Raw genomic sequence first — 15,127 nt, forward strand, 5'->3', positions numbered from 1 at the left:
TTTTTATATATGCGCTGTGCAAGGCCGCATTCTTACATAGAATGCAGGTGTCACTCATAAGGAAGCGGTTGGTTTGACTATTGCCCGGCTGTTGTTATTGTTTTGCCTGTGTGCCTTGGCTTGGTGCGCACGCGCTGAACTATTGCTGGACGGCGTTCGTGGCGACGTGGCGGACAATATTCTGGTGCACACCAGCCTTAACGACGAGCCTTGCGACGCGCCCCGTTGGCGGATACAGCAGCGGCGACGGGATCTGGCTAAGCAAGTCAATCTTGCCCTGCAGGCCTTTGGTTATTATCGCGCCAGCTTTACCCAAACCTTTACCGAAACGCCGCAGTGCTGGCAACTCACGCTGACCGTCGAGCCCGGGCCCCGGGTGCTATGGCGCAACATCGACGTACAATTGCTCGACCAGCCGCCGGCGCTGGATGAAAGTGTACTGATGCTGGTCCAGCAACCGCCCCTGCTGCCGGGTGCGGGCCTGATCCACAAAGACTACGACAATTACAAAGCCAGCCTGCTCGACAGTGTGAAAGCGCAGGGTTATTGGCGCGCGAGCTTTGCGCAGGCGGAGCTGGCCATTCACCCCGATGACCTGGCGGCCGATGCGCACTTGCACCTGCAGCTGGGGCCGCGCTACCAGTTTGGTCAATTCAACTTCAGTCCGGTACCGCTCGATCAGGATTTATTGCACCGGCTGACCGGCGATGTGGAAGGTGAGCCCTACACCGCCGACGCGCTGCAGGATATTTATGCGCAACTGCAGGCGAGTAACTATTTCCGCAGTGTATTGATTAATCCGCACATTAATCAGAATGACGACGACCAGATTGTGCCGATGGACGTGGACCTGAGCATGGCCAGTCAGACCAGTTTTGGCGCTGGCGTGGGTTTTTCCACCGATCAGGGGCCGCGGGTGCGGGGTGACTACCAGAATCGCTATTTCAACGAATGGGGCCACAAATACCGGCTGGATGCGCTGGTATCGCGCGACCTGCAGGAAATGTCGGGCACCTACACCATTCCCCGTGCCGAGGCCTACCGGGAATGGTACGAAATCAGTGGCGGCTGGATTCGTGAGAGTACCAGTAGCTACGAATCCACCGCCACCACCACCCGTGTGCGCGCGGTTGAAGCCTTTGCCGGCGATTGGATACTCAACACCGGCGTCAATCTGCGGCGGGAAAGCTACGTGATCGGTTCCGAACCGGCCGATGAAAAATGGTTGATTGTGCCTGGTGCCGGTTTCAGTTGGGTGGATAGCGAAACCGCTGTGCGGCAAACCTATGGTTTGCGCTTTGAGGCCGAACTGACAGGCTCCAGTCAGTACTGGCTGTCCGATGTGGATTACCTGCAATTGCGGTTGAAAGGCAAAGTGATTTTTCCATTGGGTGAAAAAGGCCGGCTGCTGACGCGGGCAGAAGTGGCCGGTACCCTGAAAGACGATTTTTCTGAATTACCCCCTTCAGTGCGATTTTTTACCGGTGGCGATAACAGCGTGCGGGGTTACGCCTATCAGTCCATCGGCACCGAAAACGCCGAGGGTGAAGTCATCGGCGGCAGTCATTTGGCGGTGTTGAGCGCCGAGTACGATTATTTGTTTTTACCCAATTGGTCAGCGTCGGTTTTTTTTGATGCGGGCGATGCATTTGATAAAGCGGTCAACTACAAGCGCGGCGCCGGTATCGGCGTGCGTTGGTATTCACCAGTTGGCCCACTGCGGCTGGATATTGCGGTGCCGCTGGATCGGGAAGCCGGCGACGGCAATTACCGGTTGCACATTGCGGTCGGAGCCGATCTCTGAATGCGGTGGCTACGTAAAATAACACTCTATTTCGGCGGCACCTTGTCGGTACTTATCATTGTGCCGACGCTGTTTTTGGCCTGGCTGTTATTTACCCAGCAGGGACTCAATTGGGTCTGGTCGCAAGTGCAACCGGTGTTGCCGGTAAACGTTCAGGTCACGCGATTGGAAGGTACCTTGTGGCGCGGAATTGATATGCGCCAACTGGCGGTGACGGCGCCGGCGGAGTTCGGCTTTGAAAGTCTGTCGGCAACCGAAGTGAGTTTGCGTTGGCAGCCGTTGGCGTTGCTGGTGGGGCGGGTCGACGTGGAAAGCCTGCGCGTGGAACAGCTGCGCGTGGTGGTGCCGGCGGAACAACAAACCGATCAACCGGACCAGCCGTTGGCGTTGCCGGTGCTGGAATTGCCCGTCAATCTGATCATCAAGCGAATACAATTGCGCGGTACGGAAGTGGTGTTGGGTCCGGACACGGTGCGCGTGCCCGACCTGCAACTTCAGGCGGCCTGGGCGGGCACCCGCCTGGTGGTGGGAAAATTCAAACTCAGGTTTGATGACGTCGATTATAACCTCGGTGCCCGGATCAATTTTGCCGAGGAGTTGGCCTACGACGTTGCGATAAAAAGCCACGGTGTCAAAACCAAGGGCAAGTGCTGGGTCATACAGTCGGAGCTTGCCTGCGACGGCGATCTTGCCTGGAGTAATCTGTCACATCCCTATACCGGCGAGATGGCATCGCCTAACGGCAATCTGCAACTGTCTTTGCGCGGTCAGTTGCTGGACGTGATCGGCCGCGGTGACTTTATTTATCCGCTGGCAGAAGCGCCCATCAATACGCTGGTTGATCTTAAAGGCCAGGTGGATTTTTCCCGCCAATACGCCCGTGTTGATACCTTCGAAGCACGCTTTGCCGATGGTGATGTTGCCGCCAGTGGCGACATGCATTGGCGCGAGCTTTTCGACATGACACTGGCTGTCAATGCGAACAAGGTCAGTCTTGCCCATTGGTTGCCGGCCTGGCTCGATGAAGCCACCGCATCGACGGTTGCCAGACTGAATCTGCACGTGGTTGATCGCGGCGTGGAGCTGTCGGTCGACGCAGATGCACTGAGTTTGTACCTCGGTGGCAAGCAGATCGATGGACGTTTGCAGTTTTTGCTGGACCCGGATGGCCTGGCGTTTCAGAACGCACAATTAACGGGGCCGGGCACGGCACTGAACTTCAATGCGGACTGGCGCTTTGCGCAGGGTGTGGAAATTAAGGGCACCTTGCGCAGCGATCAATTGCAGGCGCTGATACCGGAAATCCAGGGCGCGGTGAACGCCGACATTCACCTGGATGATCGCGGTGATCGGCTGTATCTGACCTTTGATGCGGTGGCAGATGCGTTCGCGGCGGGCGACATCAGCGCCGCGCGTGTGGCGTTGCAGGCAAAAGCCAACACCCGCGATAGCACTGAACTGCGTTCACTGCAGCAGTTTCTCACGATCAACACGTTCGAACTTTCTGTCGACCAACTGGCGTTGCAGGACCAGGTACTGGGCAGCGCTGCCGTTTCTGTGGCGGGCAACGCGCAGTCCCATCAACTGGATTTGACCTGGCGTGATCTGCCTGCACCGGTACAGCTGGACGCCCTGTCACTGCGCGGCCAATGGCACTGGCCGGATAACCAGCCACTGGAAAAATCGGTCTGGCGAGGACAGCTGAACAGTCTTGCGCTTACCGAGACATGGCACAGCAACCCCTGGCTGCTGGCCGAGGCTGCCGGCTTTTCCGTGGGCGTGGATCAGCAGAACATCGAACCCTTCTGTCTGGTGCAAAATCAAACTCGCATGTGTTCTGACCTGTTGCGTCGATCCAGCGACGGCGCCTTGCAAAGCCAGGGACAATTGACGGGCTATTACGTGGACAGGGAGCGTGCCATTCTGGCGCAGTTGCAGCAACCGCTGGCTGCCGGTGTCCAATTGCGAGGTCAGTTCAACGCCTACTGGAAACTGGCGGCCGGTCCGGCATTGCTTTCTGGTCCGCTCGCCGTTGAGGCCGGTGCCCGTTGGCTGGATGCGGGCATGAGTCTGATAGAGGAAGATGGGGTGCAAATCGATTTGCCGATCGAGCGATTTGAGCTTGAAATCAAGGGCGACCAGAAACGCACGCAGATTGATGGCAATGTGTTGCTCGATCAAAACCAATCTTTTGTACTCTCTGGTATGTTAAACCAATGGACCACGCCCCAAGGCGAGTTATCGCTCGCGCTTGCGGGCGGCATCAATACATTCTCCTATCTTCAGCCGTTCGTACCGGATGTTCATTCTTTAAAAGGACGGGCAAAGGTTGACCTTGAGATGACACTGCCCATGGTGGAGGGCGACGCCCGTTATGCCGGCCAGATTGAAATCGCAGATGTTTCGTTCACAGTGCCTTCGGCCGGCACTGATGTATCGGGTTGGTCTTTGTCGGCCGTGGCCGGCAAAAACAAATTGCAGGTAGATGGCCAGGGCATGGTGGGTAAAGGTCAGGCGACAATACAAGGCCAGGTCACCGGCGCGGATGCCAATTCACTGTTCAATGCAGAAATGCGGGTTGCCGGCCAACGTTTGCAGCTGGTCAATCTGCCGGATATGCAGCTGAACGCCAGCCCGGATTTGTCGTTGGTAGCGGATGGCAGGCGATGGCACTTGTCGGGCGCTCTGGCGATTCTGGATTCCCACGTGTTGTTGCGTGAAATTCCGGTCAGTGCATCCGGTTTATCGGAAGATGCCAGGGTATACGATGACAGGAAAGAACAGGAAACGCCCTCGGGTCTGGTGTTGTTTACGTCCGACGTGACGCTCAATGTGGATAAAAATGTTACTTTCGAAGGCTTTGGCTTGCAGACCGATGTGGCGGGCAGTCTGCGTTTTACCCGCGATGAGGATAAAACCCAGAATGCCCAGGGGATCATTAAACTGCCAACGGGAAAATTCCGCAGTTATGGCCAGAAACTGGATATTGAAAACGGCCAGATTATTTTTTCCGGGCCCGTCGATAACCCGGCGCTGGATGTGCGCGCCGCGCGTAAAGTCGACAATGTTACGGCAGGCATCTGGCTGCACGGTACCGCCAAGCACCCCAAGACCGAAGTGTATTCCAATCCGAGCATGAGTGAAGCTGATGCGCTCGCCTATATCGTCACCGGCAAGGCAATATCGGAAAGTGGCTCGGGCGAGTTGGTGGATATGCAATCGGCGGCGTTGAATCTCGGTCTCAAACAGGCCTTGCCGGTCATTCAGCGGGTGGGCAACCAATTCGGCATTACCGACATCTCGCTTGAGGACAACGCACAGGGTGAAAGCAGTATTGCCGCCGGCCGCCGCATCAACGATAAAGTTTATGTGAAATACGTGTATGGATTGTTGGGCGCAGCCGGTAATTTTGTTGTGCAATACAACCTCACGGACCGGCTTAAGATAGAAACCAGTTCTGGTCGGACGCAGGCGATTGATATGACCTACAGTTGGGATTCCAAACCGCCCAAACCCAAAACGGATAATTGAACCTGCCCGCATCTGCCATAAAAATTTCATCTGGCCGTCAAGATTGATTCATTCTGGCACTCAATACTGGTGCCATGAAACGAACAACCTTAGATCACTTGCACAGCGTTGATGCGCGCTTTTTCCTGCTGGTCAGTGCCTACCTCGGCGGCGGTGGCTCGCGTACAACGGCGCGCTTGATCTCCCGACTGGCCGACGGCCCCTTGTACCTGGTCATCGCGTTGGGGTTTGCGGCCTGTGACGGTGAGCGCGGTTTGCGATTCCTGACCTTTGGTTTGGCCTGTTATGCCCTCGAAGTACCACTCTATTTACTACTGAAACGTTTTTTCAAGCGCGAACGACCGTTCAGGCAACTCAATTGTTGGCATGGGTTTGTGCCAGCGGATGAATTCAGCTTTCCTTCCGGGCATACGGCCGCGGCGGCGGTCTTTGCTGCTCTGCTGGGCATTTACTATGTGGACAATGCCTTCCTGTTGTGTGCGGGGGTGTTTTTGGTAGGTGCGTCGCGGGTGGTGCTTGGGGTGCATTTTCCTGGCGATATTTTTGCTGGTGCGATATTGGGCATTAGTTGTGTGGGTGTCATGGCTTTTGGCTTGTTGCCATAGGAGGCGAGTTCGGTGAACAAAATTCTCTATGGGGTACAGGCGACGGGCAATGGTCATATCACGCGTGCGCGGTTATTGGTGCCTTGGTTGCGCCGCGTCGGCTTTGACGTAGATGTGCTAATCAGTGGTCGAGAGCGGACTAAACTGTTTGGCCTGGATGAGCTGGGGCATTACCGGTTCCGGCACGGATTTACCTTTGCGTTGGACGATGGCCGGGTCGATGTCGTACGTACACTGTTAAATGCGCAGTGCAAGCGATTCTGGCGGGATGTTCGGAATCTGAGCTTAGATCAGTACGAATATATTCTTACCGATTTTGAACCGGTAACGGCTTGGAGTGCCAGGTTGCAGGGGCGGGAATGCATTGGGATTGGCCATCAATACGCGTTTCAGTATGCGGTGCCAAAGCAGGGATTTGATCCCGTCGCGCGAGCGGTGATGCGTTGGTTTGCACCCGTGTCTTTATCTTTGGGATTGCATTGGGACGGCTTTGGGGCCCCGATTTTGCCACCCATCGTCGATACGGGTACTCAACACCGTGCAAGCCTGCCAGGCCGGTATCTGGTGTATTTACCTTTCGATAGCATAACGCGGGTCATGCGCCTGTTGAATCAGTTTCCCGAGGTGCAATTTACATACTATTGCGCGGTGGATAGCCCCCAAGGTGCTGGGCATATCCGGCAAAAACCGTACTCGCGGTCTGGTTTTCAGGAGGATTTGGCCGGTGTTGAGGGCGTGATCTGTGGGGCCGGTTTTGAGTTGCCCTCAGAGGCTTTACACGCGGGCAAGAAATTGCTGGTTCAGCCCCTGCGCGGACAATTCGAGCAGGCCTCCAATGCGAAAGCATTGCAATTATTATCGCTGGCATCGGTGATGCACGATCTCGATCCAGAGTCGCTGCGGGCATTTATTTGCCAGCCGCCCGCCACCCCGATGCACTATCCCAATGTTGCCAAGGCGGTCGCCTTTTGGTTGCAGTCCGGCGCCAGAGAATCAGTCGATGCTCTGTCAAATCGATTGTGGCAAGCCGTGGCGATGGGTGCACCCCAGGCCGCATCGGGTATAAATCGTAGTTTTCTCAAGGCTGCTGAGCGTGCAGAGTATACGCCTGCGCCAGCGCGCGCAGTGCAGAGAGATACTGACGGATCAGTCGGGTCAGGTCTTCCTCGCTGGTCACAAACGGGCTCCGGCCAGGGTTGAAGTGGCTTAGAAAGCCGAGCCGCATGCGGCTGTAACTATTGTTGTAAGCGCTTGAAAATTCCATTGGGCCCATCGTAGGCCTTAATTTGGTGCGCAGAAAATAGTCTGCACATGCGACAAATCGCTCGTGTTTTTCAAAGACGACGCCGAAGAAACCTCTCACTCTGTCTTTGCGTTGCATGTCTTTGTCGAGCAGCCTATCTACGCTTTTTGGCCACTGGTTGAAATAGTCATCGATCAGATAGTCGCAATAATCGAGATTGATATAGTCGGGGTACTGGGTGCCGAAGGTTTTTTCTGCGTAAGCGCGGCCGGCAAGCTCTGTGTCACTTAAGGGACCGGCAACGGAGGCAAATGAACAGCAAAGGCCCACTACAGACAACCAAAAACCAGCTATTTTCCTCATTGCATTATTCCCGTGATTTTTCGGTCATTATATGCGCAGACAGAAAAAATATTCCCCCTAGTATTTGCATCGGCTCACGACAGCCGGTGTTGGGCATGCCGGTGCGCACTAATCCTCGTCGGCGTCGCTGCTATCATCGGTCATGCCCAGCTCTTTGAGCTTGCGCGTCAGCGTATTGCGGCCCCAGCCCAATAGGTTGGCGGCGTCGCGTTTGCGACCGGCGGTGTGCTTCAGAGCGGTTTCAATCAGCGCCTTCTCAAAGGTGGGCACTGCCTGGCTCAGAATGTCCTGTTGACCGCGCGCCAAGGCCTGGTCGGCCCAGGTGCGCAAGGCCTTGTCCCATTCGCCACTGACCGCGCCTTTCTCCTGCGCTTCCATCAGTTCCGGCGGCAGGTCGCTGACCTGTACCTCGCGACCCGAGGCCATGACGGTGATCCAGCGACAGCTGTTTTCCAGCTGGCGCACGTTGCCGGGCCAGTTCAGGTTACACAGAATATTCTCTGCATCTTTTTGCAGCACTTTGGGCTCCACGCCCAATTCGCGCGCGGCTTTTTGCAGGAAAAACTGCGCCAGTTTGGGTATGTCTTCCCGGCGTTCCGCGAGTTTGGGGATGTGAATGCGGATGACGTTCAGGCGGTGGAACAAATCTTCGCGGAAGCGGTGATCGGCCACCAGCTTTTCCAGATTCTGGTGGGTGGCGGCGATAATACGCACGTTCACTTTTACCGGCGTATGGCCGCCCACGCGATAGAATTCGCCATCGGCCAGCACCCGCAATAACCGGGTTTGGGTATCCGCCGGCATGTCGCCGATTTCGTCCAGAAACAGGGTGCCGCCATTGGCCTGTTCAAACCGGCCCTGGCGCTGGCCGCCGGCACCGGTGAAAGCGCCTTTTTCATGGCCGAACAGTTCGGATTCGATCAGGTCTTTCGGAATGGCGGCCATATTGAGGGCGATAAACGGGGACTGTTTGCGGGGGCTGTGGCGGTGCAGCGCGCGCGCGACCAGTTCCTTACCGGTACCTGACTCGCCGTTGATCAATACCGTGATATTGGATTGCGAAAGCCGCCCGATAGCCCGGAAAACTTCCTGCATGGCCGGCGCTTCGCCGATGATTTCCGTGCTGATTTCGTCGTCTTCGGTTTTGGGCATCTGCGCCTTTTGTTCCTGCGCATGTGCAAGTGCGCGTTTGGTGACGGCGACGGCTTCGTCCACGTCAAACGGCTTGGGCAGGTATTCAAAGGCGCCGCCCTGATAAGCCTGAACCGCGCTGTCCAGATCCGAATGCGCGGTCATGATAATAACCGGTACATCCGGATGGGATGCGTGCAGCTGCTCCAGCAGCGCAAGGCCATCGATACCGGGCATGCGAATATCGCTGACAATGGCGTCTGGCACTTCGCGGCCGATTTGGGTCAGCACACTGTCGCCGGATTCAAAGCTGCGGGTTTCCATGCCGGCCTGTTGCAGGGACTTTTCCAGTACCCAGCGGATTGAGCGGTCGTCGTCGATGATCCAAACGCGGTTAGTGTTTTGCATCGGGCTGTTCCATAGGTATGTAGATCGTGAATTGGGTTTGGCCGGGACGACTTTCGCATTCAATCAGGCCGTTGTGCTGATTGATCAGTTGTTGCGAAATCGCCAGACCCAGGCCCGTGCCTTCAGCGCGGCCTGAAATCATCGGGTAAAAAATATCTTCAATGAGGCCGGTGGGGATGCCGGGGCCGTTGTCCACTATGTCGATTCGGCACACCAATGGATGGTGAACCCGGCCAATGGTGAACTGGCGTTGGATGCGTGACCGCAGGCAGATAACACCGTGCTCAACCTTGTTTTCCATCAGAGCCTGCATGGCATTGCGTACGATATTAAGCGTGGCCTGCAGCAATTGTTCGGCATCGCCGGGCAAGTCCGGAATGCTCGGGTCGTAATCGCGGGTGATGGTGACGGCGCCCGCGCTTTCGGCGTTGACCAGAACACACACGCGCTCGAGAATCTGGTGGATATTGATGGGTTGAAGATTGGGCGGCGTGCGCGGGCCCAGCATGCGATCCACCAGATTGCGCAGGCGATCCGCCTCTTCGATGATCACCTGGGTGTATTCCTTCAGCTCGCCTTCTTCCAGTTCCCGCGCCAGCAGTTGGGCGGCTCCGCGAATACCGCCAAGGGGATTTTTGATTTCATGGGCCATGCCGCGCACCAGATTGCGGCTGGTATCTTGCGCCGACAGCAAGGCTTCCTCCCGCGAAATCCGCAGCAGGCGGTCCAGCGGCTGAATCTCAATCAGCAGGCCGCGTGGATTGGCCAGCGGTGTCACGCTGTAATCCACGGTGAGGTGGCTGCCGTGGCCGGTGGTCCATTCGGCCCGCCGACGGGTGAACTGGTGGTCGTTGGCGAGCGCCAGTTGCAGGTCCTTCAGGGCGGCTTCCGATTCGTGTACCACCGTGGCCAGGTTGACGCCCTCGACGCGCTCGCCGCTCACCGTCAGCAGCGCCTCGGCAGCCGGGTTCATGTGCCAGACGCGCAAATTGGCGTCGGCCACCACCACTGCAGTGTTCAGGCTGTCGAGCAGGTGCTTGTAGGAAACTTCGCTTTTGGTCACGGCAATACCTTGGGCCCTTGGGCTATTGAGTTGCTTCTGCAAAAACCAAACCAGAATGGTGATTTTCCCGGTTGTGGTCGAAATGGGGGCATCTGCACGCGCGCAGACGGTGCGGCCTGTGGCTCTAGGCTAGCGCAAAAAAAAGCCTTGCACCATATTGGTGCAAGGCTTTTGTGGAGGGGTTTATTTTGGTGCTGATCAGCCGCCGCGGGGAGATGGCTTGGGTGCTACGGTGCGGTGAACGTAAATGCTCATGGCGCCGGACTCGGCCAGTATGCGATCGTTCTGGTCGTAAATAATCACGGTCAGGCGGTGCTCGCCGCGTTCAATTTCCGGCACGGTGATACTGTTGCCCGTGGTGCTGCGGCCCAGCGGGCTGCCGTTGGACAGCAGTTGAAAGCGCAGGCCCGGGGTCAGTGGCCGGTTGGCTTCAAAATTGACCACCAGATCCCGCTCGCCCGGCGTCAACGTGGTGCCGGGTTGTGGGCCGGTAATCCGCACGCGGTAGGGCGGCAGTTCTGCCTGATTATCGGTTGGGTTGTCTGCCCGCTGGGGGGTATCGAACGCTGGGGCCCGGTTGGTCTCCCGAAGCTCGACTTCCTCCGCCCGCTCCGTTGGCCGATCCGTGTAAATAACCCGACCGTTTTCATCGGTGGTTTTGTAGACCTGCGCGCTTGCCGGCAATGCAATCAACAGCGCCAGGCAGGCGGCGGTGAATGGGTGCTTCATGGCGGTATCCCTGTGGTTAGCCTCCCGTGAGTATATCGGTTGGACACAAAAAAGGCCCGCGGGTTCCCGCGAGCCTTCTTCGTTTGCCATCGCCCTGTGCGGGCGATCACAACACCTTACACAGAGTAGTAGAGTTCGAATTCTACGGGGTGTGGTGTCATGTTTACTTTCTGGATGTCTGCTTTCTTCAGCTCGATGTAAGAGTCGATGAAGTCGTCAGAGAATACGCCGCCACGGGTCAGGAACTCGCGGTCTGCGTCCAGGTTGGCCAGGGCCTCTTCCAGGCTGGCACACACGGTCGGGATTTCCGCTTCTTCTTCCGGTGGCAGGTCGTACAGATCCTTGGAAGCAGCTTCGCCCGGGTGGATCTTGTTCTGAACGCCATCGAGGCCCGCCATCAGCAGTGCTGCAAAGCACAGGTAAGGGTTGGCAGTCGGGTCAGGGAAGCGGGTTTCAATACGCTTGGCCTTGGCGCTCTGTACGAACGGGATGCGGATAGAGGCAGAGCGGTTGCGGGCAGAGTAGGCCAGCATAACCGGTGCTTCGAAGCCGGGAACCAGACGCTTGTAAGAGTTGGTAGAGGCGTTACAGAAAGCGTTCAGCGCTTTCGCGTGCTTGATGATACCGCCCACGTAGTACAGGGCCGTTTCAGACAGGCCAGCATAGCTGTCGCCCGCGAACTGGTTGACACCGCCTTTGGAGAAAGACTGGTGTACGTGCATACCTGAACCGTTGTCACCGATCAGTGGCTTGGGCATGAAGGTAGCGGTTTTGCCGTAGGCGTGGGCTACGTTGTGTACGCAGTACTTCAGGATCTGAACTTCGTCAGCCTTCTTCACCAGGGTGTTGGCGCCAACACCGATTTCACACTGGCCAGCGTTGGCCACTTCGTGGTGGTGAATTTCAATTTCCAGGCCCATGGCTTCCATGGCGTTACACATGGCAGAGCGGATGTCGTGCAGGCTGTCTACGGGCGCTACAGGGAAGTAACCGCCTTTTACGCGTGGGGCGTGGCCGTGCTTGCCTTCCACTTCTTCGCCTGAGGACCAGGCCGCTTCTTCGGACTTGATCTTATAGAAAGACTCGCCCATGCCAGAGTTGTAGTGAACGCTGTCGAAGATGAAGAATTCGGGCTCTGGACCAAACAGGGCAGTGTCACCCAGGCCAGTAGAGGTCAGGTAGTCTTCGGCGCGCTTGGCAATAGAGCGTGGGTCGCGGTCGTAGCCCTGCATGGTAGAAGGCTCAACGATGTTGCAACGCACGTTGATGGTGGCTTCTTCGTAGAAGGGGTCCAGTACCGCTGACTCGTCGTCGGGCATCAGGATCATGTCGGATTCGTTAATGCCTTTCCAGCCAGAGATGGAAGAGCCGTCGAACATCTTGCCTTCTTCGAAGAAAGACTCGTTAACGGTGCTGGCGGGGTAGGTTACGTGCTGCTCTTTACCGCGTGTGTCGGTGAAGCGCAGGTCGATCCAGCGAGCTTCGTGCTCTTTAATCAGTTGTAACGTCTTTGACATGGATGCCTCCGAATGGTCAAACCGGTGTGTGAATTGTTGTGTTACATCGCGCCCTTCTTCTTTACTTGCGGTCATCTGGCAATTGCAGTGTGGGGCGCCGATGAAGGGTGACTCGAGAGGGGCAAAATATATGCCAATACTGTATTGCGTGAAAGACCCCAGAAATAGCGGGGCTCAGACGAAGGTACTGGCGTGCACAGGCTATTTTAGCACCACATTGGTGCGCTGCATGCGCTAAAGCACCATTATGGTGCTTATGTTTGAGAGTGCTGCGCCACGGCAGGGCAAAGGTGTGCTCAGCATGTATAATGCGCGCCCTTTTATCAGCCACCGAGCCGTCGCCACCATGTCAGGCGACCAGGATTGAGTCATGCATTTCATCGTTAAGCTTTTCCCGGAAATTACCATCAAGAGTGCGCCCGTGCGCAAGCGCTTCATCAAGCAGCTGCGCGACAACCTGCGCACCCAGCTTAGCCAGGTGGGCGAAGGTATTGCGGTATCGCGCGATTGGGAAAAGATTGAAGTGTCGTCCCCGTCCGATGATCCGGCCCTGTCCGCGCGGATTGCCGATGTGCTGGCGCGCACCCCCGGCATTGCCAACTTTGCCCGCGTGGTGGTGCACCCCTTTGTGGATATGCACGATGCGTTTGAGAAAACCCTGGCCATCTGGGGCGAGCAGTTGGCCGGTAAAACCTTTTGCGTGCGGGTCAAGCGCACTGGCAGCCACGATTTCTCCTCCATCGATGTGGAGAAGTATGTGGGCGGTGGCCTCAACCAGCATTCGGAGGCGGCTGGCGTGCGCCTGAAAAACCCCGATCTCACCGTCAAACTGGAAATCCGCGACGACACCCTGTACGTGGTGGAAGAGCAGGTAAAAGGTCTGGGAGGCTTCCCCCTGGGTTCACAAGAGGGGGTGCTGTCGCTCATTTCCGGCGGCTTTGATTCCACCGTGGCCAGCTACCTGATGATCAAGCGCGGCGTGCGCACCCATTACTGCTTTTTCAATCTTGGCGGCCGTGCACACGAGCTGGGCGTAAAAGAGGTGGCGTTTTATCTGTGGAACAAGTTTGGCTCTTCGCACCCGGTGAAATTTGTCACCGTGCCGTTTGAAGGCGTGATTGAGGAAATCCTCAAAAACGTGGACAACAGTTACATGGGCGTGGTGCTCAAGCGCATGATGCTGCGCGCGGCCAGCAAGGTGGCGGCCGAGATGGAGATTCAGGCGCTGGTGACGGGTGAAGCGGTGGCCCAGGTGTCGAGCCAGACCCTGCCCAACCTGGCGGCCATCGATGCGGTCACCGATACCCTGGTATTACGCCCACTGGTGGTCATGGATAAGGGCGACATCATCGACATCGCCCGCGCCATCGGCACCGAGGATTTTGCCGCCGCCATGCCCGAGTACTGCGGGGTGATTTCCGTTAAGCCCACCACGCGCGCGAAAATGGACCGGGTGCTGGAAGCCGAGGCCAAGTTTGACTTTGCGCGTCTGGACGCCGCCATCCAGGATCGTAAAACCCAGTATATTCAGGATGTGGTAGCCGATCTGGGCGAGGAGATCTCCGTCCAGCAGGTGGCCGACCCCGCCAATGCGGTGGTTATTGATATCAGGCATCCCAATGAAGAAGAGTTGCGTCCGTTGCGGTTGACCAACGTGGAGGTGCTCAGGATTCCTTTCTACACCCTGTCCAGCCAATTTGCGTCACTCGATGCGGGCAAACAGTACCTGCTCTATTGCGACAAAGGTGTGATGAGCCAGTTGCACGCCGAGCACCTCACCGCCGAGGGTGCTACCAACGTGGGTGTTTACCGGCCAGAGGCCAAGGTGGGCTGCAGCCTTTAATGGGTGGGCGTGGGCGCGAAGGTCAGCGCCATCTGGTATTGCTGCAGCAGCGTCTGCCCTTGCGCACTGTTGGCCACTTTCAGGAATGCCTTTTCCAGGGCGCGCTGCCGCGCATAGGCGTCGGGCAGGGTGTTGTTGACACACAGCGCGATGCCGATGGGCTTGAGCGCCAGGGTGCGCACCGGAAAGGCCGGGGTCTCCTGCGCCAGATTCAAGGTCATGCGCTCCCGGAAGTCCGCCAGCAGTCCGATGCGGCCGGCGTTAAAGCCGCGGGTGACCAGGTGGATGGCGTAGCTTGTGTCGAGGTCTGTACCCTCTGGCAGTAGCCGGGACATGACAAATCTGACCGATCTGGGCGCATGAACGGTGTGGTTGGTAAGTGCTTGCACGCTTGTCAGGTCAGGATATCTGTCACCATTCACGAACACGGTGGGGTGGATACGGGTCAGATCCGTTGCTGAGCAGAGGTATTGGCTGGCAAACGCCTGTCGGTATTCCTGGCTTACCAGCGCAACCTCCACTTTGCCTGCCTGTGTCAACTGAATGAAACGATTCAGTGGCACCTTTTGAATCGACAGCCGCTCGCCGGCATCCAGCGCTGCCAGGCGCAGCAGGTCCAGGGTCAGTCCCCTGGGACTGGGGTCGCCCGCATTCTGGAAATGAAACGGTGGGAAGTCCACAAAATAGTAGTGCAGCCGGTCCTGCGCCTGGCTCGCGAAGGCGCTGGGAATCAGTAACAGGGCGAGTAACAGCTGCTTCAAAACCGGGTATTCCTTGCTGTGTTCACACTTTAGTTTAGGCGGTCTACCAAGTCTTCGCGCATTTGACTGTTTATTGAGCACCGACACCGGTATAATGCGCGCCCTTTGTTTCCACCCTATTCACTCAGA

Annotated in this window: 10 protein-coding genes; 5 read left to right on the forward strand and 5 right to left on the reverse strand. The window is 57.1% G+C overall.

The features are described 5' to 3' along the window. Nucleotides 1–73 precede the first annotated feature (73 nt). From M5M_RS14065 to M5M_RS14080, 4 genes are all read left to right on the forward strand, one after another. Nucleotides 74–1,804, forward strand: coding sequence for an autotransporter assembly complex protein TamA (locus M5M_RS14065; protein WP_015048157.1), 1,731 nt, complete (start codon nt 74–76; stop codon nt 1,802–1,804). After that, complete coding sequence (locus M5M_RS14070; RefSeq protein ID WP_015048158.1) at nt 1,805–5,335, forward strand: translocation/assembly module TamB domain-containing protein; 3,531 nt, start codon at nt 1,805–1,807, stop codon at nt 5,333–5,335. A gap of 74 nt (nt 5,336–5,409) precedes the next feature. Beyond that, nucleotides 5,410–5,940, forward strand: a complete 531-nt coding sequence (locus M5M_RS14075) for a phosphatase PAP2 family protein (RefSeq protein ID WP_015048159.1) — start codon at nt 5,410–5,412, stop codon at nt 5,938–5,940. Nucleotides 5,941–5,952: 12 nt separating this feature from the next. Then, nucleotides 5,953–7,140, forward strand: a complete 1,188-nt coding sequence (locus M5M_RS14080; protein WP_015048160.1) for a glycosyltransferase family protein — start codon at nt 5,953–5,955, stop codon at nt 7,138–7,140. Nucleotides 7,141–7,654: 514 nt separating this feature from the next. Here M5M_RS14080 and glnG read toward each other — a convergent pair. The 4 genes from glnG to glnA form a co-directional block, all read right to left on the reverse strand. Continuing rightward, a complete protein-coding gene (gene glnG, locus M5M_RS14090) occupies nt 7,655–9,085 on the reverse strand; it encodes a nitrogen regulation protein NR(I) (RefSeq protein ID WP_015048162.1) in 1,431 nt (476 codons plus the stop codon). Then, the gene (glnL, locus tag M5M_RS14095; protein ID WP_015048163.1) at nt 9,072–10,148 is read right to left on the reverse strand and encodes a nitrogen regulation protein NR(II); all 1,077 of its coding nucleotides are present in this window, start codon (nt 10,146–10,148) and stop codon (nt 9,072–9,074) included. Before glnL ends, glnG begins: the two co-directional genes overlap by 14 nt. A 198-nt stretch (nt 10,149–10,346) precedes the next feature. After that, nucleotides 10,347–10,877 carry a DUF4124 domain-containing protein gene (locus tag M5M_RS14100; RefSeq protein WP_015048164.1) on the reverse strand — a complete coding sequence of 177 codons (531 nt, stop codon included), beginning with the start codon at nt 10,875–10,877 and terminating at the stop codon, nt 10,347–10,349. A 116-nt stretch (nt 10,878–10,993) separates the two neighbouring features. After that, nucleotides 10,994–12,394, reverse strand: a complete 1,401-nt coding sequence (glnA, locus tag M5M_RS14105; RefSeq protein WP_015048165.1) for a glutamate--ammonia ligase — start codon at nt 12,392–12,394, stop codon at nt 10,994–10,996. A gap of 370 nt (nt 12,395–12,764) precedes the next feature. On the opposite strand from glnA, the gene thiI reads away from it, so the two are divergent. After that, complete coding sequence (gene thiI, locus M5M_RS14110) at nt 12,765–14,237, forward strand: tRNA uracil 4-sulfurtransferase ThiI (RefSeq protein ID WP_015048166.1); 1,473 nt, start codon at nt 12,765–12,767, stop codon at nt 14,235–14,237. On the opposite strand, the gene M5M_RS14115 is transcribed toward thiI, so the two are convergent. Then, on the reverse strand, nt 14,234–14,998 hold the full coding sequence (locus tag M5M_RS14115) for a hypothetical protein (protein ID WP_015048167.1): 765 nt from the start codon (nt 14,996–14,998) through the stop codon (nt 14,234–14,236). The two genes, thiI and M5M_RS14115, sit on opposite strands and share 4 nt — an antisense overlap. Between the last annotated feature and the right edge of the window lie 129 nt (nt 14,999–15,127).

This window comes from Simiduia agarivorans SA1 = DSM 21679 (assembly GCF_000305785.2).
Taxonomy (GTDB): domain Bacteria; phylum Pseudomonadota; class Gammaproteobacteria; order Pseudomonadales; family Cellvibrionaceae; genus Simiduia; species Simiduia agarivorans.